The 20,697-nt window shown below is 56.1% G+C and carries 20 protein-coding genes and 1 pseudogene; 12 read left to right on the top strand and 9 right to left on the bottom strand.

The annotated features are described in order from the left end of the window. Positions 1–16: 16 nt before the first annotated feature. Entirely contained in the window at positions 17–2,218 is a 2,202-nt protein-coding gene (gene zntA, locus MRY16398_RS01670; protein WP_125123766.1) for a Zn(II)/Cd(II)/Pb(II) translocating P-type ATPase ZntA, read from the top strand. A 590-nt stretch (positions 2,219–2,808) separates the two neighbouring features. Here zntA and MRY16398_RS01665 read toward each other — a convergent pair. From MRY16398_RS01665 to tusA, 4 genes and pseudogenes are all read right to left on the bottom strand, one after another. Next, on the bottom strand, positions 2,809–4,095 hold the full coding sequence (locus tag MRY16398_RS01665) for a TRAP transporter large permease (protein WP_041851327.1): 1,287 nt from the start codon (positions 4,093–4,095) through the stop codon (positions 2,809–2,811). A 10-nt stretch (positions 4,096–4,105) separates the two neighbouring features. Then, positions 4,106–4,615, bottom strand: a complete 510-nt coding sequence (locus MRY16398_RS01660) for a TRAP transporter small permease (protein WP_041851326.1) — start codon at positions 4,613–4,615, stop codon at positions 4,106–4,108. A 23-nt stretch (positions 4,616–4,638) separates the two neighbouring features. Beyond that, positions 4,639–5,621: pseudogene (locus tag MRY16398_RS01655) on the bottom strand (TRAP transporter substrate-binding protein). Between the two features lie 186 nt (positions 5,622–5,807). Further along, on the bottom strand, positions 5,808–6,053 hold the full coding sequence (tusA, locus tag MRY16398_RS01650; RefSeq protein WP_041851324.1) for a sulfurtransferase TusA: 246 nt from the start codon (positions 6,051–6,053) through the stop codon (positions 5,808–5,810). 304 nt (positions 6,054–6,357) lie between these two features. Here tusA and MRY16398_RS01645 point away from each other — a divergent pair, with 304 nt between their 5' ends. Beyond that, complete coding sequence (locus tag MRY16398_RS01645; RefSeq protein ID WP_041851323.1) at positions 6,358–7,023, top strand: 7-cyano-7-deazaguanine/7-aminomethyl-7-deazaguanine transporter; 666 nt, start codon at positions 6,358–6,360, stop codon at positions 7,021–7,023. Between the two features lie 73 nt (positions 7,024–7,096). Then, positions 7,097–7,657, top strand: coding sequence for a DcrB family lipoprotein (locus MRY16398_RS01640; protein ID WP_041851322.1), 561 nt, complete (start codon positions 7,097–7,099; stop codon positions 7,655–7,657). Here the strand turns inward: MRY16398_RS01640 and MRY16398_RS01635 are convergent, their stop codons facing one another. After that, entirely contained in the window at positions 7,658–8,860 is a 1,203-nt protein-coding gene (locus MRY16398_RS01635) for an MFS transporter (RefSeq protein ID WP_041851321.1), read from the bottom strand. A 145-nt stretch (positions 8,861–9,005) separates the two neighbouring features. On the opposite strand from MRY16398_RS01635, the gene MRY16398_RS01630 reads away from it, so the two are divergent. Beyond that, positions 9,006–10,055: an AI-2E family transporter gene (locus MRY16398_RS01630; RefSeq protein ID WP_041851320.1), complete on the top strand. Its 1,050-nt coding sequence runs from the start codon at positions 9,006–9,008 to the stop codon at positions 10,053–10,055. Positions 10,056–10,062: 7 nt separating this feature from the next. Here MRY16398_RS01630 and MRY16398_RS01625 read toward each other — a convergent pair whose 3' ends face one another. After that, a complete protein-coding gene (locus tag MRY16398_RS01625) occupies positions 10,063–10,569 on the bottom strand; it encodes a phenolic acid decarboxylase (protein WP_041851319.1) in 507 nt (168 codons plus the stop codon). A 99-nt stretch (positions 10,570–10,668) separates the two neighbouring features. Between MRY16398_RS01625 and MRY16398_RS01620 the strand changes: the two genes are divergently transcribed. From MRY16398_RS01620 to nikR, 7 genes are all read left to right on the top strand, one after another. Further along, positions 10,669–11,529, top strand: coding sequence for a LysR family transcriptional regulator (locus MRY16398_RS01620; protein WP_041851318.1), 861 nt, complete (start codon positions 10,669–10,671; stop codon positions 11,527–11,529). Between the two features lie 170 nt (positions 11,530–11,699). Continuing rightward, on the top strand, positions 11,700–13,271 hold the full coding sequence (nikA, locus tag MRY16398_RS01615; protein WP_079496988.1) for a nickel ABC transporter substrate-binding protein: 1,572 nt from the start codon (positions 11,700–11,702) through the stop codon (positions 13,269–13,271). Beyond that, complete coding sequence (gene nikB, locus MRY16398_RS01610; protein WP_071194974.1) at positions 13,271–14,215, top strand: nickel ABC transporter permease subunit NikB; 945 nt, start codon at positions 13,271–13,273, stop codon at positions 14,213–14,215. Before nikA ends, nikB begins: the two co-directional genes overlap by 1 nt. Then, positions 14,212–15,045 carry a nickel ABC transporter permease subunit NikC gene (gene nikC, locus MRY16398_RS01605; protein ID WP_041851315.1) on the top strand — a complete coding sequence of 278 codons (834 nt, stop codon included), beginning with the start codon at positions 14,212–14,214 and terminating at the stop codon, positions 15,043–15,045. Before nikB ends, nikC begins: the two co-directional genes overlap by 4 nt. Then, a complete protein-coding gene (gene nikD / locus MRY16398_RS01600; RefSeq protein WP_079496987.1) occupies positions 15,045–15,809 on the top strand; it encodes a nickel import ATP-binding protein NikD in 765 nt (254 codons plus the stop codon). The genes nikC and nikD overlap by 1 nt, the downstream gene beginning before the upstream one ends. Next, positions 15,806–16,594, top strand: coding sequence for a nickel import ATP-binding protein NikE (gene nikE, locus MRY16398_RS01595; protein WP_125123765.1), 789 nt, complete (start codon positions 15,806–15,808; stop codon positions 16,592–16,594). Before nikD ends, nikE begins: the two co-directional genes overlap by 4 nt. After that, the gene (nikR, locus tag MRY16398_RS01590; protein ID WP_125123764.1) at positions 16,582–17,031 is read left to right on the top strand and encodes a nickel-responsive transcriptional regulator NikR; all 450 of its coding nucleotides are present in this window, start codon (positions 16,582–16,584) and stop codon (positions 17,029–17,031) included. The genes nikE and nikR overlap by 13 nt, the downstream gene beginning before the upstream one ends. Here nikR and MRY16398_RS01585 read toward each other — a convergent pair. Next, positions 16,979–18,085 carry an iron-containing alcohol dehydrogenase family protein gene (locus tag MRY16398_RS01585; protein ID WP_079496985.1) on the bottom strand — a complete coding sequence of 369 codons (1,107 nt, stop codon included), beginning with the start codon at positions 18,083–18,085 and terminating at the stop codon, positions 16,979–16,981. The two genes, nikR and MRY16398_RS01585, sit on opposite strands and share 53 nt — an antisense overlap. A 244-nt stretch (positions 18,086–18,329) precedes the next feature. Between MRY16398_RS01585 and MRY16398_RS01580 the strand changes: the two genes are divergently transcribed. Continuing rightward, positions 18,330–19,124: an SDR family NAD(P)-dependent oxidoreductase gene (locus tag MRY16398_RS01580; protein ID WP_079496984.1), complete on the top strand. Its 795-nt coding sequence runs from the start codon at positions 18,330–18,332 to the stop codon at positions 19,122–19,124. A gap of 42 nt (positions 19,125–19,166) precedes the next feature. On the opposite strand, the gene MRY16398_RS01575 is transcribed toward MRY16398_RS01580, so the two are convergent. Both MRY16398_RS01575 and MRY16398_RS01570 read right to left on the bottom strand, forming a co-directional pair. Then, the gene (locus MRY16398_RS01575) at positions 19,167–20,141 is read right to left on the bottom strand and encodes an AEC family transporter (protein WP_107224403.1); all 975 of its coding nucleotides are present in this window, start codon (positions 20,139–20,141) and stop codon (positions 19,167–19,169) included. Positions 20,142–20,319: 178 nt separating this feature from the next. Then, positions 20,320–20,592 carry a LysR family transcriptional regulator gene (locus MRY16398_RS01570; RefSeq protein WP_071194981.1) on the bottom strand — a complete coding sequence of 91 codons (273 nt, stop codon included), beginning with the start codon at positions 20,590–20,592 and terminating at the stop codon, positions 20,320–20,322. Between the last annotated feature and the right edge of the window lie 105 nt (positions 20,593–20,697).

The following is a 20,697-nucleotide window of genomic DNA, read 5'->3' as shown; positions in this document are numbered from 1 at the left end:
TTCACCGGAGGATGCCATGACGCCCCTCGATAATAAAAAACCCCCGCAGTTTGCGGCCATGAAACTTCGTCCACTGGCGGAGAAAACCGCGCCCTGCACGTGCGACATCCCCTGTGAAACGCCTGAGGCGCCCCTCGAAAGCGCCAACGGCGAACGTTATAGCTGGCTGGTGACAGGGATGGACTGCGCAGCCTGCGCCCGTAAGGTGGAAAATGCCGTCCGCCAGATAGCCGGGGTTAATCAGGTGCAGGTCGCCTTTGCCACCGAAAAACTCACGGTGATTGCCGATAACGATATCCGCAAGCAGGTAGAAAAAGCCGTGCAACAGGCCGGTTACGCCGTGCAGGATGAAAACGCCCCCAAAGCGGCTGCGCCGTCGCGCTGGCAGGAAAATATGCCGCTTCTGATCCTGATTGTGCTGATGGGTATCAGTTGGCTGCTGGAGCAGTTTAACCATCCGCTGGGCCAGACGGCCTTTATCGTGACGACCCTTGTGGGGCTCTTTCCCATTGCGCGTCAGGCATTGCGCCTGATGCGCAGCGGTAGCTGGTTTGCTATTGAAACCCTGATGAGCGTTGCCGCTATCGGTGCGCTGTTTATCGGTGCGACGGCAGAAGCCGCCATGGTGCTGCTGCTGTTCCTGGTGGGCGAACGGCTTGAAGGTTGGGCGGCCAGTCGCGCACGAAAAGGGGTGAGCGCGCTGATGGCGCTAAAACCCGACACCGCCACACGCATCCACAAGGGGGAGCGGCAGACCGTTAGTGCTCAGGCATTGCGCCCCGGCGATGTTATCGAGGTCCCGGCTGGCGGGCGTTTACCGGCTGATGGCAAGCTTTTAACGCCGTTCGCCAGCTTTGATGAAAGCGCATTAACCGGTGAATCCCTGCCCGTCGAGCACAGCAACGGCGAGAGTATTCCTGCGGGGGCGACCAGCGTTGACAGACTGGTGACGCTGGAAGTGGTTTCCCGCCCCGGTGAAAGTGCCATTGACCGCATCCTCAAGCTGATAGAAGAAGCCGAGGAGCGCCGCGCGCCTATTGAGCGCTTTATCGATCGCTTTAGCCGGATTTATACCCCAGTGATTATGGCCATCGCCCTGCTGGTCGCCGTGCTGCCGCCGTTGCTGTTCGCGGCAAACTGGCTGGCGTGGATCTACAAAGGGCTGACGTTGCTGCTGATCGGTTGCCCGTGCGCGCTGGTTATCTCAACGCCTGCCGCCATTACCTCAGGCCTGGCAGCGGCGGCACGTCGTGGGGCGCTGATTAAAGGCGGCGCAGCGCTGGAACAACTCGGTCGTATTCAGCATGTGGCGTTTGATAAAACCGGCACATTGACCGTCGGTAAACCGCAGGTTGTCGGCGTGTATCCACTTGCCGGGGTTAATGAAGAGACACTGCTGACATTGAGCGCTGCCGTGGAGCAGGGGTCGACCCATCCACTGGCGCAGGCTATTGTGCAGGAAGCCCGGACGCGCAAACGGGCGCTGCCGCAGGCTACCGAACAGCGCACGCTGACAGGTAAAGGTATTGAAGCACTGGTGGAGGGCCAGCACATCCGCCTGAGCGCGCCGGATAAGCTGCCGCCAGAGACGCTGGATGGCGCGCTATTGGCGGATATCAATGCCCGCGAAAGCCAGGGGGAAACGGTGATCGTCGCCCTTCGTGATGGCGTCGCTATTGGCTCCCTGTCGCTGCGCGATACCCTGCGAGAGGATGCGCGGGAAGCCATCGCCGCACTGCGTAATCTGGGCGTGGAGGGGGTGATGTTAACGGGCGATAACCCGCGTGCCGCTGCCGCCATTGCCGGAGAGTTGCAGATGGACTTCCGCGCCGGGCTATTACCCGAGGATAAAGTGAGCGCAGTCACCTTACTCAATAAGGATGCTCCGCTGGCGATGATTGGCGACGGCATTAACGATGCCCCGGCGATGAAAGCCGCGACGATAGGCATTGCGATGGGCAGCGGGACGGACGTGGCGCTGGAAACCGCCGATGCGGCGTTAACCCATAACCGCCTCACCGGACTGGCGCAGATGATTCATCTTGCCCGCGCCACACAGGCCAATATCCGGCAGAACATTGCTATCGCTCTGGGGCTGAAAGCGATTTTCCTGGTAACAACATTGCTGGGGATAACGGGCCTGTGGCTGGCGGTACTGGCAGATACCGGCGCGACGGTATTGGTAACCGCCAACGCACTGCGTTTATTACGCAAATAAAAAAATCCCGGATGTCGCTTCGCTAACCCGGGATACCACCGGTTTTCTCCCTCTCCCCCTGGGAGAGGGTTGGGGTGAGGGGAATATGCGGCTCGGGAGGTGGGTTCCGTTCACCTTATGTTCATGGCGAAATGTCACCTCCGGACACGTGAACGGGTAAAGGGGAACACCGCGTTCCCCTTTACAATCCCCGCGGCCCCGCAAAGAAATCGGTGCTTCGCACTGCGTTCGCCTCCCGCCCCGCTGCCTGCGGTCGGTTTGACTCGAGTTACTCGCCCCATCCCTGGGGCTCGCCCTTCGGGCCAACGCGTTGCGTTGTTCAAAATCGTTCCGGACGATTTTGTCCTGTCTCGACAAACCTCAGTCCGCCATCCCTGGCGGCCTGACCTTGCCATCGGGTCTTCGTCTCACCGATTTCAGCGGGGACTCAACCCCCTCGCTGCACGCTCTGCGCCAGGGGGGCACAAAGATGTCGCTGTGGTTGTCATGCGGGAAAACGAGTCAGCCATGGCTAACAAGGTTGAAGACGTTCACAGTATCTACTCTTTTACCGTAGCCCGGGTAAGGCATCAGCCGCACCCGGGAAGTTTTTACTGCATTCCCAGCACTCCTGGCAGCCAGAGAGATATCGCCGGAATATAGGTCACCATCCCCAGCACAATCAGCAACATCGCGTAAAACGGCAACATCGCCTTCACCACCGTTTCAATCTTCTGCTTACTCACCGCACTGGCGACGAACAACACCGATCCCACCGGTGGGGTAATCAATCCGATCCCGAGGTTGACCATCATGATCATGCCAAAATGTACCGGATCGATCCCCAGCGCATTCGTTACCGGCAGCAGCACTGGCGTCAGGATCAAGATGATCGGCGCCATATCCATCAAGGTGCCAATCAGTAGCAGCATGATATTGAGATACATCAGAATGACGTATTTATTGTCCGATAACGACGTGAAAAATTCGGTGATACGCATCGGAAGCTGCATATAGGTCATCACGGCGCCAAAAGCGGCCGCAAAGCCGATAAGAATCATCACAATGGTGACCGTCTTCACGGTACGGCACATCAGCTTCGGCAGCTCATTCCATTTGTAATCACGGTAGATAAACATGGTGACGAAGAAGGCCCACAGGCAGGCGACAGCGGCAGATTCTGTGGCGGTAAAAATCCCGGAAAGAATGCCGCCGAGAATAATCACTACCGTCATCAGTCCCCATAGTGCATCAACGAACATCCTGATTGCCTGCTTAAAGGGAATCCGCTCCCCTTTCGGGTAACCGCGTTTGTGGGCAAAACCCAGACACAGAATCATCAGGCTCACGCCCAACAGCAAACCCGGCAGAACGCCCGCAATAAACAGCGTCGCAATGGATACCGTGCCCCCCGCCGCCAGCGAGTAAATGACCGAGTTATGACTGGGCGGAATCAGGATAGCCTGCACCGATCCGCTGGCCGTTACCGCCGCCGCATATTCACGCGGGTAGCCCTTCTTTTCCATTTCCGGGATCATCACGCTACCGATGGATGCCGTATCGGCGACCGACGAGCCGGAAATCGCGCCAAAAAAGGTCGATGCGACAATGTTCACCAGAGACAACCCGCCGCGAATGAACCCGACAAACAGATAGGCAAAATTGACCAGCCGCCGCGCGATGCCACCCTCCGCCATGATCGCGCCCGCCAGAATAAAAAACGGAATCGCCAGCAACGTGAATTTATTCACCCCGCTGGTTATCTGGATCATCAGCGCTTCCAGCGGAAGATCTATCCACAGCGCGCCGGCAACGGCACTCAACCCGACGGCAAACGCCACCGGCATACCCAGCGCCAGCAGAATGGCGAGGGTGAATAACAATACAAATGCGTCCATTGTTCACCCCTTACCCATGGTTGCCAATCAGTACGACCGGGCGGTTTTCCTGCGAGCCGAACAATAACCGTTCGAGCACAAACAGGATCAGAATGGCCGAACCTATCGGCAACGGCAGATAACTTTCGCCTGAGGTCAGCAGGGGAAACTCCGCCACAGGTTGTTCCCACAGCTCAACGCACAGCCAGTAGCTGTACCAGCACATGATGAGAGAGATGAGCAGCATCAACAGATCGACAAGCCGCGCGCATACCATCTTTAGCGTGTCAGGCAGACGATCCGTGAGCATGTTAACCGCAATGTGGGAACCGGCGCGGTACCCCACCGCCGCGCCAATGAACGTAAAAGTGACCATGCAGATGATGGCAATAGGTTCCGGCCATGACTCTCCGCGATTCAATACGTAACGCGAGAAAATGCCAATCGGAATAACAATCGTCATCACCAGCAGTGATATGCCGGCCACCGTCATAGCAAGCAGGTACAGGCGATCCATCCACTTTAAGTAGAGTTCTGACATACGTTCTCCGCAGAAAAGTGGGGTTATTTGACGTCAGCGATAGCTTTCATCAGATCCTGATGCTTATCGCCATACTGGGCGCGCACCGGCTCTGTCGCTTTGATAAACACCGATTTATCAATGTCATGAAATTGCACGCCGCCCGCTTTCATTTTATCCAGCGCCTGCTGGGTATAGGCTTCCCAGAGTTTGCGCTGTTCGAACTGGGCTTCACGCGCCAGGGTGAGGATTTTTTTCTGATCATCGGCGCTGAGTTTGTCCCATTTCACTTTGGAGTAGAGCAGCATTTCAGGGGTGATAAAGTGGCCGCTGAGGGTATAGTTTTTGGCAACCGGCATATAGTTATGGGCGATAAACGTCGGCGGGTTATTTTCCGCGCCATCAATCACCCCCGTTTGCATGCCGCTATAGACCTCGCTCACCCCCATCGCCACCGAGTTAGCGCCCATCTGTTTTAACGTTGCCAGAGCGACGGGGCTGCCCTGCACGCGAATTTTCATGCCGTTCAGATCTTCGGGCTTAACCACCGGTTTTTTAGTGATGAGATTGCGCGTGCCGGAGTCCATCCAGCCCAGAAATACCAGCCGGGATTTCGGATTGGCCGTCAGCTTATCGCCAATCTGTTTACCGATATCGCATCAATGACCTTGTGCATATGGTCTTCATCCCGGAAGACATACGGCAGGGTGAAAACTTCAATATCCGGGAGAATAGCGGCAACAGGGGCCATCGAGACGCGAATCATGTCGATAGCGCCCATTTGCGCCTGCTCGATCATCTGTTTTTCATCGCCCAGAACGCCGCCGGGAAAGACTTTAATCTCCAGCTTGCCGTCCGTTTGTTGTTTGAGTTTTTCACCCATGTTCTGCACAGCAACAATATTGGGATAGCCTTCCGGATGCACATCGGCAGCTTTAATCGTCTGCGCATTAACGGCGGATACAGATAACAGTGACACGGTGGACAGGCACAACGCGGCCAGCAACGGCTTGAAAGTCGTTTTCATCGGGTCTTCTCCAGGGTAGTGAAAGGTAAATGTTAAAACAATGTTTTATTTTTACGCTTAAAAACTAGACTACCGCTGGAAAAGGGAGGGTGAAGCGCCTCACAAAAAGCGCTAAAAAATGAAACGGCGGTTTAAATTGGTGGCAAGGATCGCAAACTGCGTAAAAACGCGGCCTGTAATGGGGAGTTATTGCCCTTTACGCACCAGATAGCGATACGGCAGCGATTGCGTCTCATGGGCCACCAGTTCGTGTTCCATAAAGCGGCAGAACCCCGGAATGTCACGGGTGGTCGCCGGATCGTCAGCAATCACCAGCAGGGTTTCACCCGGCAGCATATTGCGTACGGTTTTGCGCACCATCATCACCGGCTCAGGGCAACGCAGGCCCAGCGCGTCAAGAGTATGGTCGGCGGTAGTAAAGAGGTCGGTCATTTTCGTCTCACACGGGAAAAAACGGCATTAGTTTACGCTGCCCATTTTGTGACGCAAGCCAGGTTAACGATTGCGTTAAAAATAACCATTGCATCGGCGTAATGTTGCAGTATCATTCTGCGGCTTTGCACAGTATCAACACGCGCTATTGGCGCAGCCGTTTGATTAAGGCCAGCGCACAGGCACCCCGGCGTACACCGAGTACGTGAGGATGACGAGCACTGCCGATGTGAAAATGGCAAGAAAAATAGCGTGTTACATGTTTATTGGGTTCCCTCACCCCAAACACTAAAAAGGTCACAATATGACGCAGTTTTCACAAACTCAGCGCATGAAAGCGCTGTTCTGGCTATCCCTTTTTCACCTGCTGGTGATCACCTCCAGTAACTATCTGGTACAGCTACCGGTTAACATTTTCGGCTTCCATACCACCTGGGGCGCATTCAGTTTCCCGTTTATTTTCCTGGCGACAGATTTAACCGTGCGTATTTTTGGCGCGCCGCTCGCCCGACGGATTATTTTCGCCGTGATGGTACCTGCGCTGGTTATCTCCTACGGCATCTCTTCTCTGTTTTACATGGGAAGCTGGCAAGGCTTTGAAGCACTGACCCATTTCAACCTGTTCGTCGCCCGTATCGCCACCGCCAGCTTTATGGCTTACGCGCTGGGGCAGATCCTCGACGTGCATGTCTTTAACCGCCTGCGTCAGAACAAACGCTGGTGGCTGGCGCCTGCGGCCTCAACGGTGTTCGGTAACGCCAGCGACACCCTCGCCTTTTTCTTCATCGCCTTCTGGCACAGCCCGGACCCGTTTATGGCCGAACACTGGATGGAAATCGCCCTGGTGGATTACGCCTTTAAGGTCATTATCAGCATCGCCTTCTTCCTGCCGATGTACGGTGTGTTGTTGAATATGCTGTTGAAAAGACTGGCAGACAAATCTGAAATATCAGCGTTACAGGCCAGTTAAGAGTACGCGATGCCAGTTGTGGTAAGATGGCCCGCATGAGCCGTTATGGCTGTTTATCGAAAGGAAGAAGTCAATGCGCAATCTGGTTAAATATGTCGGTATTGGCCTGCTGGTAATGGGTCTGGCGGCCTGCGACAACAGCGACAGCAAAAAAACACCCGCTCAGGGGGCATCTGCAGAAAGCAACGCGACCGGGCAACCGGTAACGCTGCTTGATGGCAAACTCAGCTTCTCGCTGCCCGCAGACATGACCGATCAAAGCGGTAAACTGGGTACGCAGTCTAATAACATGCACGTTTACTCTGACTCAACCGGTCAGAAAGCGGTGATTGTGATTGTAGGCGACGACACTCAGGAAGGGCTGGATACGCTGGCAAAACGTCTGGAAGACCAACAGCGCAACCGCGACCCGCAGTTGCAGGTCGTGACCAACAAATCTATCGAGCTGAAAGGCCAGAAAATGCAGCAGCTCGACAGCATCATCTCTGCCAAAGGTCAAACGGCCTGGTCTACCGTAGTGTTGGGTAAAGTGGATAACAAACTGCTGACTTTGCAGGTGACGCTGCCGGCAGATAACCAGCAGCAGGCACAGACCGCAGCGGAAAACATTGTTAACACCCTGGTCATCAAGTAATCAGGAAGCGGCCTCCAGCGGAGGCCGTTTTTTTAGCCGCCACGTCAGCACGAACGCTCCCGCTACCAGCACCGCCGTCAGCAGATACACCATCGATACTCCCGACCAGGCCATCAACAGCCCGGCAAGCGGCCCGGTAATTCCCAGCGACATATCCATAAACACCGTGTAGGTGCCCAGCGCCGCGCCCTGATTGTGCTGCGGCACTGCTTTGACCGCCACCACCCCCAGCGCCGGGAAGACCAGCGAGAAGCCGGCCCCGGTCAGGAATACCCCGATTTTCGCCACCAGCGGAGCATCGGCGATGCCCACCAGAATCAGGCCGACCACCTCCACCGCCAGGCTTATCATCGCCACATTCAGGCCGCCCAGGCGGTTGATGCTGTTCGGAAACACCAGCCGCGAACCCACGAACGCCAGGCTAAACAGCGTCAGGGCGAAGGCCGCGCCATCCCACCCTTTCGCGTCATAAAAGAAGGTGATAAAGGTGGCAATAACCCCAAAACCAGCCGTACCCAACGCCAGCCCCATCCCATAAACCCAGACATAGCCGAGCACCGCACGAAATGGCAGTGGTTTACCTTTGCTGGCTTTTACTGCCGCACGCGGCAACGCGCAGGCAATCGCAATAAACGCCACTACCATAATGAACCCGCCCAGCCCGCTCAGTCCGGCGTAGTTGTAGCAAATGACGCCAAGCGGCGCCCCCAGCGCCATTGCGCCATAGGTCGCGATACCATTCCAGGAAATAACACGGGCAATATGCAGTGAACCGACCACCCCCACGCCCCAGAGCATCGACCCGGTCCCGGCGAAGCTTTGCCCGACACCGAGAATAATGCGCCCGACGCAGAGCAGCACCAGGCTGACCAGCGGCGAGCCGCTTTGCAGATCCGCCAGCAGATACCCCAGCCCACAAATAAACGCGCCGCAGAGACCAAACACCACCACTTTTTTCGGGCCGAGCATATCGGCGTAGCGTCCGGCGTGCGGACGACTGATAAGGGTGGCGAAGTATTGCAGGCTAATGACCAGCCCTGCCCAGAAGGCGCTATAGCCCAGCGTTTCATGGACATAGCCGGGCAAAACTGCCAGCGGTAAGCCTATCGTGAGGTAACTTGCGAAGTTGAAGATAACGACGGAGAGAATCCGCAGATTAAGACGTAATCCGCTTAGCGCCGGTTCAGCGGCTTGTTCGGGCATGGGGGTTCACCAGATTTTCACAACGATGTTTCACTATTACCACGTCATGGCCTGGAAATCAGCATGGAGATTAAGAATATGTGCCTCGGGCGAAGCGTCCGCCAGTGGCTACACTTATCGGGCGGTATAGAAAAAGGAATTGCCCATGACACAGCCCCAACCCGATCGTGCGGGTTTACACATTCTGCTTAAACTGGCCTCACTGGTCATTATTCTGGCCGGTATTCATGCCGCTGCCGATATCATTGTTCAACTGTTACTGGCGCTCTTTTTCGCCATTGTGCTTAATCCGCTGGTCACCTGGTTTATTCGCCGGGGCGTAAAACGGCCTGTCGCCATCGCCATTGTGGTACTGGTGATGCTTGTCTTCCTGACCGCGCTGATTGGCGTGCTGGCCGCCTCGGTGAATGAGTTCATGACGATGCTGCCGAAATACAATCGGGAGTTCACGCGCAAATTCCTCCAGCTTCAGGATGCGCTCCCTTTCCTGCACCTGCATGTTTCGCCAGAACGGATGCTGCAACGAATGGATTCCGAGCGCGTAATGAGTTTTGCCACGACAATGATGACGCAACTGTCTAACGCAATGGCGAGCATCGTTTTACTGGTAATGACCATGGTATTCATGCTTTTCGAAGTGCGTCATGTGCCCTATAAAATGCGTTTCGCGCTGAATAACCCTCAGATTCATATCGCCGGTTTGCACCGCGCGCTTAAAGGTGTGTCTCACTATCTGGCGTTAAAAACGCTGCTCAGCCTGTGGACGGGGGTGATCGTCTGGGCGGGGCTGGCCATTATGGACATCCAGTTTGCGCTCATGTGGGGGGTACTGGCGTTTCTGCTTAATTACGTGCCGAATATCGGATCGGTGCTTTCGGCTATCCCACCGATGGTGCAGGCGCTGCTCTTTAACGGCCCGTATGAGTGGCTGCTGGTCGGCGGCCTGTTTCTCGTCGTGCACATGGTTATCGGCAATATTCTGGAACCACGCATGATGGGTCACCGACTCGGTATGTCGACACTGGTGGTTTTTCTTTCGTTATTGATTTGGGGTTGGTTGCTCGGTCCGGTGGGGATGCTGCTCTCTGTGCCGCTCACCAGCGTCTGTAAAATATGGATGGAAACCACCACCGGCGGGAGCAAGCTGGCCATTATGCTTGGCCCAGGCAGGCCGAAAAACCGCCTGCCCGGCTAACCCTGCGTTAGCGCAGGTTGTTAGGAAAATCCGCCGGAAGCTCACTGGCCGCGCAGGCGATGACGCTGTCATTGTCTGCGCCGCAGTCGCGCACAAAGGTAATCGTCGCAAACTCATCAATCACCTCGGTCGGATAGGCCGGGCCCGCCGCACGATAGGATTCCATCAGCGGAATATGATCGTTCTGGAAGCACACGGTTTTTTCCGGATTGTTGATCACCCAGCGAGGGAAGAAGATCGTGCCATGGAACAGGCGATCGCCGAGGTTGACGATCAAACTCACATCAGTACCGGTCGGCTCGGTCCAGGAGATTTTATAAATGCTCTCACCAACGCGTACAATGTAAGCCTGCTGGTTTTTCACCCAACGGTTTGCCACGATACCGCTATGAATACGGTAGTCCAGCGTGGTCTCGTTTTTGACATAAATCTCGTAGTTCCAGCCGTTATCGTAGGTATAAACCAGATGTTTGCCGACGAAACCGCTCAGATCATGTTTATCAAAGCTGCTCATAATTGTTCTCCTCTTAAGTGATGAGCAGATCGTACCGCTTCAAAAAATGAATGAATAACGCTATGTTTGAATTAAATTCATTCATTTTTTAGATGAGTCATGCATAAAACCACCCTCGAACAATGGTCGCTGCTGCAAAAAGTGGTGGAGCTGGGCAGTTTTGCGAAGGCCGCCGAAGAGACCCACCGTAGTCAGTCATCCGTGAGCTACAACCTGGCGCTCTTGCAGGAGCGTCTGGGCGTGGCGCTGCTGGTACAGGAAGGCCGCCGTGCGGTGCTCACCCCCTCCGGCGAACTGTTGCTTAACCAGGTAAAACCGCTGCTGAAAGCCTTCGACTACGTTGAAACCCGGGCGGCCACACTGCGCAACGGCCAGCGTACCCGGCTCGACCTGGTCGTAGACAGCATCTTTCCCCGCTCACGGCTGTTTGCCATTTTGCGCCAGTTCCAGCAGCGCTATCCGCAAACTCAGGTGCATCTGACCGAAGTCCTCGAAAACGCCTCCGTGGAGCGCCCCGCCTATGCCGAAGCCGACGTAATGGTGCTGACCCGTCGCCAGGACCTGACCGGGCGCGGCGAATGGCTGATGAATATTGATTTTGTCGCTGTCGCCCACCGGGATCATCCGTTGTGCGCCGAAACCGCGATCACTGAGGATGTCCTCGCCGCCTGGCCATTAATTCGCATCGCCGACCGGGAGAATCGCCTGCCGCAGGAGAGCGGTGAGTCATGGACTTTTTCTACCATCGATGCCGCCGTGGAAGCGGTGCAGTATCAGGTGGGTTACGGCTGGCTGCCGGAGGAGCGCATCGGGTCTCTGCTAGCCAGCGGCGTGCTGAAAATTTTGCCGCTCAGCCACGGTTCGCGCCGCGCCACGCCGCTGCATTTGATTGTGAAAAAGGATCTGATGCCGCTCGATGAGCAGGTGGACACGCTGCTGCAACTGTTTAAGGGGCAGTAGTTAAAGATGGGGAGTTTACTGTCGGCGGAGGGGTTCCGCTGACCAGTCCCCTTCGCTCGCTTCACGATCTCCACATTTTTATCATGCCTTTTTGATCCCGCGCACCGCATTCGTATGATGAATCAATAAAATCGTCATACTCCTTTTGTGGCAGATTTTCAGGGAAAACCATGTCGTCCTTTCGCTCTCTTAGTGCGTTACTGCTGGCCTGTACTGCGTTTTTTGCCCAGGCTTCATCCCCTCAGGAATTGACCACCGCATGGCCGGTCAACGTAGGACCGCTTAATCCGCATCTCTATACGCCAAACCAAATGTTCGCCCAAAGCATGGTCTACGAGCCGCTGGTAAAATATCAGGCCGATGGCACGGTAAAACCCTGGCTGGCTAAAAGCTGGACCTCCTCTGAGGATGGTAAAACCTGGGTCTTTACGCTGCGTACGGATGTCACGTTCTCCAACGGCGAGCCATTTAACGCCCAGGCCGCGGTGGAAAACTTCCGTGCGGTGCTCGATAACCGCCAGCGTCATGCCTGGCTTGAGCTCGCCAACCAGATAACTGATGTGAAAGCGCTTAGCGACAACCAACTGCAAATCACCCTGAAAAGCGCCTATTATCCGTTCCTGCAGGAGCTTGCCCTGCCCCGCCCGTTCCGCTTTATCGCCCCCTCTCAGTTTAAAAACCACGAGACCATGAACGGCATCGAGGCCCCGATTGGCACCGGGCCGTGGGTATTGCAGACGTCGCGCCTGAATCAGTACGACGTGATGGTGCGTAACGAACACTACTGGGGCGAAAAACCGGCATTGAGCAAAATCACCATCAAAGTGATCCCGGACCCCACCAGCCGCGCGGTGGCCTTTGAAACCGGCGATCTCGATCTGTTATACGGCAACGAAGGGCTACTGCCGCTCGATACCTTTTCCCGGTTTAGCCAAAACCCGGCGTTACGCACCCAGCTTTCCGCCCCGGTCGAAACGGTGATGCTGGCGCTGAACTCCGCCAAAGCGCCGACCAATGAGCAGTCCGTCCGTGAGGCGCTCAACTACGCGGTCGATAAAAAGACGCTGATTGATAGCGCGCTGTACGGCACCCAAAAAGTAGCCGACACGCTGTTCGCCCCCACCGTGCCATACGCCAATATTGGTCTGAAAGCGCGTGAATACTCCCCGGCAAAAGCTCGCGCGCTGCTGGACGCTGACGGCTGGAAACTGCCGGATGGCAAAACGATCCGTGAAAAAGCGGGGCAGCCGCTGCATGTCGAACTTGCGTTTATCGGCACCGACGCGATGAGCAAATCAATGGCCGAAATTATCCAGGCTAACCTGCGCGATATCGGCGTGGACACGGCACTTGTGGGCGAGGAAGAGAGCAGTATTTATGCCCGCCAGCGCGATGGTCGTTTCGGCATGATTTTCAACCGCACCTGGGGCGCGCCTTATGATCCGCACGCCTTCTTAAGCTCCATGCGCGTCCCCTCTCACGCCGATTACCAGGCGCAGCTTGGCCTGCCGGATAAGGCGCAGATCGACAAAGAAATTGGCGAGGTGCTGACGACACGCGATGAAACCGAGCGCCAGGCGCTTTATCGCGACATCCTGACCCGCCTGCACGACGAAGCGGTCTATCTGCCCATCAGCTACGTCTCAACGCTGGTGGTGGCGAAGCCTGAACTGGGCGTCATTCCTTTCGCCCCTATCGCCAGCGATATTCCTTTTGAACACATTACCCCGGTGAAACCCTGATGCTGCGCTATGTCATTCGCCGTTTGTTACTGCTTATCCCGATGATCTTCGCCGCGTCGGTGGTCATCTTCCTGCTGCTACGCATGGGGGCGGGCGACCCGGCGCTGGATTATCTGCGCCTGTCGAACCTGCCGCCTACGCAGGAGATGGTGGCCTCAACGCGCATCATGCTGGGGCTGGATAAACCCCTGCCGCAGCAGTATCTGCACTGGCTGTGGCAGGCGCTGCATCTCGATTTCGGTATCTCGTATGCGACCCAGCGCCCGGTGCTGGAGGATGTTCTGCATTTCCTGCCCGCCACACTACAACTGGCGGGTGTCGCGCTGATATTGATTTTGCTCACCTCCGTACCGCTGGGCATTTGGGCTGCACGCCACCGCAACAGCCTGCCGGACTATATCGTGCGTCTGATTGCCTTTCTTGGCGTCTCGATGCCCAATTTCTGGCTGGCCTTTCTGCTGGTGATGTTCTTTTCGGTCTATCTGCAATGGCTACCGGCAATGGGTTACGGCGGCTGGCAACATATCCTGCTGCCCGCCATGTCGATTGCCTTTATGTCACTGGCGATCAACGCGCGCCTGTTGCGCGCCAGTATGCTGGAGGCCGCCGGACAGCGGCACGTCATCTGGGCGCGGCTGCGCGGATTGAGTGAAAAGCAGACCGAGCGTCAGCATATTTTGCGTAACGCGTCGCTGCCGGTGATCACCGCCCTCGGTATGCACGTGGGTGAACTGATTGGCGGTACGATGATTATCGAAAGCATCTTTGCCTGGCCGGGCATTGGCCGCTATGCCGTGTCGGCCATCTTCAACCGTGACTACCCGGTGATCCAGTGTTTTACGCTGGTGATGGTCATCGTATTCGCTCTGTGTAACCTGTTGGTAGATGTGCTCAGCGCCGCGCTCGACCCACGGATTCGTCACCATGAAGGAGCGCACGCATGAATTTTCTGCGTTCTGCCCGCTGGTCGGTGCGCTTTGCCGTACTGATTCTGGCGCTGTTGTTGGTCATCGCGGTGACCTGCCAGTGGTGGCTACCCTATGATCCGCAGGCGATTAACTTGCCCGCCCGCCTGTTACCCCCCGGTAGCGAACACTGGCTGGGTACCGACCATCTGGGGCGCGATATTTTCTCCCGGCTGCTGAGCGCCACCCGCGTCTCCTTAGGGTCGGTCATGGCCTGTCTTCTGCTGGTGCTGACGCTGGGGTTGACGCTCGGCGGCTGCGCGGGGCTGGCCGGTGGCCGCATCGACCAGGCGATCATGCGCGTCGCGGATGTCTTTATGACTTTCCCCACCTCTATCCTGTCGTTCTTTATGGTCGGCGTATTGGGAACCGGGCTGACGAATGTGATTATCGCCATCGCCCTCTCCCACTGGGCCTGGTACGCTCGCATGGTGCGCAGCCTGGTTCTCTCTCTGCGCAGCCGCGAGTACATTCTGGCCGCCCGCCTGAGCGGGGCGAGCTATACGCAGGTGTTTATCGATCATCTGGCAGGCGCCGTGGTGCCTTCGCTGCTGGTGCTGGCGACGCTGGATATCGGCCATATGATGCTGCACGTGGCGGGGATGTCGTTCCTGGGGCTGGGCGTCAGCGCCCCCACCGCCGAATGGGGGGTGATGATTAACGATGCCCGTCAGTATATCTGGACGCAACCGCTGCAAATGCTGTGGCCGGGTCTGGCGCTGTTTGTCAGTGTGATGGCCTTTAATATGGTGGGCGATGCCCTGCGCGACCGCCTCGATCCACATCTGGAAACGGAGCATGCCCACTGATGCCTGCGCAACTTGAACTGCGAAATTTCACCCTTGAGGCGCAGCGTCCCCTCACCCATGACGTCTCACTCACCCTTCAGCGCGGGCGCGTGCTGGCGCTGGTCGGCGGAAGCGGCAGCGGGAAATCGCTGACCTGTGCCGCCGCGCTCGGCGTATTGCCTGCGGGTGTGCGGCAAACGGCGGGCACGCTGCTGGCAGATGGTCAGCCCATCTCGCCGCAGGCGCTGCGTGGGCTTAAGGTGGCGACCATTATGCAAAACCCGCGCAGTGCCTTTAACCCACTGCGGACCATGGCGGCGCACGCCAGGGAAACCTGCCGGGCGCTGGGCAAACCGGCGGATGACGCCACGCTTATCGCCGCCCTGGGCGACGTTGGGCTGGAGGCGCCGGAACGGGTACTGACGCTCTACCCGTTTGAGATGAGTGGCGGCATGTTGCAGCGCATGATGATCGCAATGGCGCTGCTCAGCGATGCGGCCTTTATTGTCGCCGATGAACCCACAACCGACCTCGACGCCGTGGCGCAGGCCAAAATTCTCGATCTGCTCGAACGTCTCTTACAAACCCGCCACTGCGGCATGTTGCTGGTTACCCATGATATGGGCGTAGTGGCGCGGCTCGCCGACGACGTGGCGGTGATGGAGGCAGGGCGTATTGTCGAGCAGGGCAGTGTCGATGTGCTGTTTCGCACCCCGCGACATCCGGTGACACGCAATCTGGTGGCGGCGCATCTGGCGCTGTACGGGATGGAACTTAACCAATGAATTTACTCACCATGTCTAACGTCACCCACCGCTATCACGCCCACCCGGTGCTGGAGAATATCTCCCTTTCGATCAACAGTGGGGAAAGCCTTGCGCTGTTAGGGCGTAGCGGGTTTGGCAAAAGCACGCTGGCACGCCTGCTGGTTGGGCTGGAAAGGCCCGTCAGCGGTGAAATCAGTTGGCAGGGAACCCCGCTTTCCCGCATGTCCGGGGCGATGAAAAAAGACTTCCGCCGGGATATTCAACTGGTCTTTCAGGACGCCATCAGCGCCGCCAACCCCCGCAAAACGGTGCGCGACATTCTTGCCGAACCGTTGCGCCATCTGTTCAGCTTAAGCAAAACGGAACAGCGCGCCCGCATCGAACAGTTGATGCGTGATGTGGAACTGGAAATCAGCCTGCTTGACCAGCGCCCACCGCAACTGAGCGGCGGGCAGTTACAGCGCGTCTGCCTGGCCCGCGCGCTGGCGACCCGCCCGACGCTGCTCATCCTTGATGAGGCCGTGTCCAGCCTGGATCTGATCTTGCAGGCAGGCATCATTCGCCTGCTGAAAAAACTGCAACAGCACTCGGGCATCGCCTGCCTGTTTATCACCCACGATTTACGCCTGGTGGAGCGTTTTTGCCAGCGCGTGGTGGTGATGGAGAACGGCCATATCAGCGAAGATATTGCCGTCACCCACCCCTTACGCTTTACCTCTCTGGCCGGACAGGCGCTGCAACAGGCCGTCTTGCCCGCCTATCCCAAAACCCGAACGCCAGGAACACTGCCATGCAACGCGTAACCGTTACTCTTGATGATGACCTGCTTGCTACTCTCGACGATCTGAGCCAGCGCCGTGGCTATCACAATCGCTCCGAAGCGCTGCGGGATATTTTACGCGACGCACTCACCCAGCAAGCGGCCTGCGAGCAGGACACACGGGGCTATGCGGTGCTGTCATATGTGTATGAACATGAAAAGCGCGATCTGGCGAGCCGCATTGTCGCCACGCAGCACCACCATCATGACCTCTCCGTCGCCACGTTACATGTGCACATCAACCATGACGACTGCCTGGAGATCGCCGTCCTGAAAGGTAAAATGGGCGATGTGCAGCAATTTGCCGATAGCGTCATCGCCCAGCGCGGTGTGCGCCATGGCCACCTTCAGTGCGTTACGGATGACACTACCCCGCCAGATCACGCGCATACGCACGGGTTGAAACATATTGTTCTGTAAGACGCAGCGCCTGCTCAATACGCGTGGGTTCGAGTGTGAACGGTAAATGCTCCAGAGCATCACGCGGGAAGGGAATGCTGCGCGCCACCGCCTGGATGACCGCCAGGCGGATCTCTTTCAGCGGTGCCAGGGTTAGCGGCATCTCATACTGACGCAGCAGCGCCAGTAACACCGGATCGGGCTGGCTATTTTCATTTTCCAGAATGGATTGCACCAGCAGACTGAATCCCACACGTTCACCGTGTAGCCATTGACGCAAAGCCGGCTCCTGGGTGAGCCGGTTATGGATCGCATGCGCCACACCCGGCGTGGGGATTTCGCCGCGCACGCTGTTTGCCATACCGGCCACGGCAATATTGGCGTCAATAACGTTGATCAGCGCATCCGACACCACCTGAGCTTTATTATCGCGAATAGCCTGTTGACCATGTTTTTCATAAATTTCGACGGCCAGACGCGCGTTTTGCACTTTTAATTGCAGCCCCAGATTATCGGGGTTTTTCTGCAAATAAGGACGAAACTCGTACCATTTCGCCAGCGCATCGACGATGCCCGCTTTTAAATAACGTACATCGCTGCGGGCAATAACTTCGCTGTCCACCAGCACCAGGCGCGGCAGTGTGCGTAAAGCCTGGCTACTGATCTGCGCGCCTTCGTCCGTATAGAACACCGATAAAGGCGACCAGGCCGCACAGGTCGCTGCCAGCGTCGGAATGGTGATGGATTCGCCGCCCTCAAGGGTATCGGCGACGGCTTTGGCGGTATCCAGAACGCGCCCGCCGCCCACGCCGACAATAAACTGCACCCCCAGTTTTTTTGCCCGCTGCACATAGCGGGCAACGCTATCTTCGGTACAGTAGCCGGTCATGATCTCCGTCTGCCAGCGGATACCGCTGGCGCGTAAGCTCTCTTCAAGCCCTGGGTTAACCTGCGCCCATGCCTTTACGCTGGTAATTATCAAAATATGCTGGGTAAGCGGCGCAATATATTTTCCTGCGTCATGACGAATACCAGACTGGTGAAACCAGGTCTGCGGAGTTTTTATCGCAAGCATTGGCATGTCCATGTGTGCGCGAATTATTTCGCTTTATCTCACCATGCTACAAAAATAAAAATTAAAAACAATAATCTCTATTTCTTCTATTTTCATATCGATATCAAAATATCAGCTAAGCAATATTGGCGTTATTTGTGAATGTATTCTTTTGTATAACCCAGGATGTTCGTCCCAACGTCGCTGTTCAGGCTAAGTGCTACGCTTATTCCATCGTATCCACATTAAGATGAAGGAGCAGAGGATGAAAATTGATCTGAGTGGGAAAGTCGCACTGGTCACCGCCTCGACCGGTGGCATTGGTTTCGCCATAGCCACGGGGCTTGCCGAAAGCGGTGCGGAAGTGATCCTCAACGGACGTAGCGAGGCGTCAGTGAATAAAGCGCTCCAGGCGCTGAATGAGCGTGTACCGGGCGCAAAAGTGCGTACCGCCATTGCCGATCTGAGTTCGGCAGAGGGGGTTGAAACCTTATTAAGCGCGGCAACGGATGCCGATATCCTGGTCAATAACGCCGGGATTTACGGGCCGCAGGATTTTTATGCCACCGATGATGCGACCTGGGAAAATTACTGGCAAACCAATGTGATGTCGGGCGTGCGTCTTTCCCGCGCGTTGCTGCCAGCGATGGTGAAAAAAGGTTGGGGCCGCGTGGTCTTTATCTCCTCGGAATCGGCGCGCAACATTCCTGCCGATATGATTCATTACGGCGTGACCAAAACGGCCCAGCTCTCGCTGGCGCGCGGGCTGGCGAAGTTTGTCGCCGGTAGTGGCGTGACGGTCAACAGCGTGTTACCCGGCCCGACCCTTTCCGATGGCTTTGCCGCCATGATGCAGGACGAAGTGGCAAGAACTGGCAAGTCACTGGAAACGCTGGCGAAAGAGTTTGTGATGGCTCACCGTCCCAGCTCCGTTATTCAGCGGGCAGCGACGGTTGAAGAAGTGGCGAACATGGTGGTCTACGTTTGCTCGACTCAGGCATCGGCGACCTCAGGCGCGGCGCTGCGCGTTGACGGCGGCGTGGTGGATGACATTCTTTAACGCGTTTCTGGCAGGGCACGCGGTGTGCCCTGCCGGGAGAGTTTACGGCCATGCCGGATAGAAGCGGCTCATCAGGATCATCAGCATTGGCGTAGTCAGGGTAGAAAGTAGAGTGGAAATCAACATGCTGGTTGCCGTCGCCCCTTGCAGCACTTTGAATTTCTGCGCCATCAGATAGACGTTTATCCCCACCGCCATTGACCCCAGTAAAACCACCACCTGGCTCTCCTGCTGCGGCAGATGCAGTGCGTAAGCGAGCGCCCAAATCAGCGCAGGCATCAACACCAGTTTAATCAGGCAGATAGCCGCGCTTTCCCGCAGCCCCTGGCTGATGTTGTAATGCGAGAGGCTCATGCCCAGCGTGACCAGGGTTAACGGCGCGGCAATTTGCCCTAACATGCTGACGGGGCCATCAATAAATTGCGGCAAGGTATGGTGAGTTGCGCTCCAGGCAAAGCCAGAAAAAATGCCGATAATCAGCGGATTACGCAGCACGTTGACCAGCGTTTTGCCGATGCCTTTCCAGGAAAAACTGCCGCTCTGCGCCCACTCCACCGAGACAGTTACCAGCGTCCACAGAATCAGGCTGTTAAACACCAGTACCAACGCGACCGAGGCGAGGCTGGCCTGCCCCAGCAAAATCACCGCGACCGGGATCCCGAGCATTACGTTATTGGAAAAAATACCCCCAAGGCCAAATACCGATGCCGAGATGGCATCAAGGCCAAACAGGCTTTTTGCGACAATGCGCCCGACAATGTAGATCAACAGGCAACTGCCGAAATAGGCGATCAGCAAGCGCATATCCACCGGCGGGCTTTGGTAGAACTTGCTCATGACCTTAAATAACATGCAGGGCAAGGCAATCGAAAAACAGAAGCGGTTAAATACCCCACTGGCGGCTTCCGGCCAGCCGGCAAAACGCCCAAGACAATAACCCAACGCAATTAAGGAAAATAAAGGCGCAGACAGGATCATCTGCTGCGTAAGCTGCCCCAGAAAATTCGTCGTTTCCATCCGTTACCCTGCCCGTATCACCGTAAAAATGAATGATTTTTTATGTTTTTTGGCAGTATAGGGGTTTTGCCATGAAGAGTCAGTCTGGCTGAAACGGTGTTAGTGCCTTATTACAACATTTACGCTTTCTAATGCGGCATTTGCACATCATTGTGCGCAGAACCTTGCCAGCGCATTTTCAATCCTGCCGGAGTGGTGATTTAATATTTTCCACCTCATAGAGTACGGCCATAATCTTCGCCGATAACGCATAAAACTGTTTACCCTTTTCGGTTAATATCACCGATCGAATACTCCTTCCGCGTTGAATAAGCGTAAAACCAATATTATTTTCCAGCATTTGCAAACGTTCAGATAAACAGACCTGGCTAATACCTAAAAAACCGGCGGCTGCGGGTATGTTTCCACTACGCACCGCAGAAAGAAATGCATTCATTAATTCGAGAGTCATGATTTATTGCCATTACTGTTTACTCAATGAGCGAACCTGTTAGCCAGTATAATTATCACGCAAAGCTTCCTTGTCAATAAAATTAGCGCATAAAAGACGTCATAA

The sequence above is a fragment of the Phytobacter sp. MRY16-398 genome (genome assembly GCF_003925915.1).
Lineage (GTDB): Bacteria > Pseudomonadota > Gammaproteobacteria > Enterobacterales > Enterobacteriaceae > Phytobacter > Phytobacter diazotrophicus.
This window is presented reverse-complemented; position numbering and strand designations above follow the sequence as displayed.

Bases quoted from the DNA above. Each gene is read 5' to 3' on its own strand.
- MRY16398_RS01645 (WP_041851323.1), top strand. From the start codon at position 6,358: ATGACGCAGTTTTCACAAACTCAGCGCATGAAAGCGCTGTTCTGGCTA.
- MRY16398_RS01580 (WP_079496984.1), top strand. From the start codon at position 18,330: ATGAAAATTGATCTGAGTGGGAAAGTCGCACTGGTCACCGCCTCGACC.
- nikA (WP_079496988.1), top strand. From the start codon at position 11,700: ATGTCGTCCTTTCGCTCTCTTAGTGCGTTACTGCTGGCCTGTACTGCG.
- nikE (WP_125123765.1), top strand. From the start codon at position 15,806: ATGAATTTACTCACCATGTCTAACGTCACCCACCGCTATCACGCCCAC.
- MRY16398_RS01630 (WP_041851320.1), top strand. From the start codon at position 9,006: ATGACACAGCCCCAACCCGATCGTGCGGGTTTACACATTCTGCTTAAA.
- MRY16398_RS01575 (WP_107224403.1), bottom strand. From the start codon at position 20,141: ATGGAAACGACGAATTTTCTGGGGCAGCTTACGCAGCAGATGATCCTG.
- tusA (WP_041851324.1), bottom strand. From the start codon at position 6,053: ATGACCGACCTCTTTACTACCGCCGACCATACTCTTGACGCGCTGGGC.
- MRY16398_RS01635 (WP_041851321.1), bottom strand. From the start codon at position 8,860: ATGCCCGAACAAGCCGCTGAACCGGCGCTAAGCGGATTACGTCTTAAT.
- nikR (WP_125123764.1), top strand. From the start codon at position 16,582: ATGCAACGCGTAACCGTTACTCTTGATGATGACCTGCTTGCTACTCTC.
- nikC (WP_041851315.1), top strand. From the start codon at position 14,212: ATGAATTTTCTGCGTTCTGCCCGCTGGTCGGTGCGCTTTGCCGTACTG.
- MRY16398_RS01640 (WP_041851322.1), top strand. From the start codon at position 7,097: ATGCGCAATCTGGTTAAATATGTCGGTATTGGCCTGCTGGTAATGGGT.
- zntA (WP_125123766.1), top strand. From the start codon at position 17: ATGACGCCCCTCGATAATAAAAAACCCCCGCAGTTTGCGGCCATGAAA.
- nikB (WP_071194974.1), top strand. From the start codon at position 13,271: ATGCTGCGCTATGTCATTCGCCGTTTGTTACTGCTTATCCCGATGATC.
- nikD (WP_079496987.1), top strand. From the start codon at position 15,045: ATGCCTGCGCAACTTGAACTGCGAAATTTCACCCTTGAGGCGCAGCGT.
- MRY16398_RS01570 (WP_071194981.1), bottom strand. From the start codon at position 20,592: ATGACTCTCGAATTAATGAATGCATTTCTTTCTGCGGTGCGTAGTGGA.
- MRY16398_RS01585 (WP_079496985.1), bottom strand. From the start codon at position 18,085: ATGCTTGCGATAAAAACTCCGCAGACCTGGTTTCACCAGTCTGGTATT.
- MRY16398_RS01660 (WP_041851326.1), bottom strand. From the start codon at position 4,615: ATGTCAGAACTCTACTTAAAGTGGATGGATCGCCTGTACCTGCTTGCT.
- MRY16398_RS01620 (WP_041851318.1), top strand. From the start codon at position 10,669: ATGCATAAAACCACCCTCGAACAATGGTCGCTGCTGCAAAAAGTGGTG.
- MRY16398_RS01625 (WP_041851319.1), bottom strand. From the start codon at position 10,569: ATGAGCAGCTTTGATAAACATGATCTGAGCGGTTTCGTCGGCAAACAT.
- MRY16398_RS01665 (WP_041851327.1), bottom strand. From the start codon at position 4,095: ATGGACGCATTTGTATTGTTATTCACCCTCGCCATTCTGCTGGCGCTG.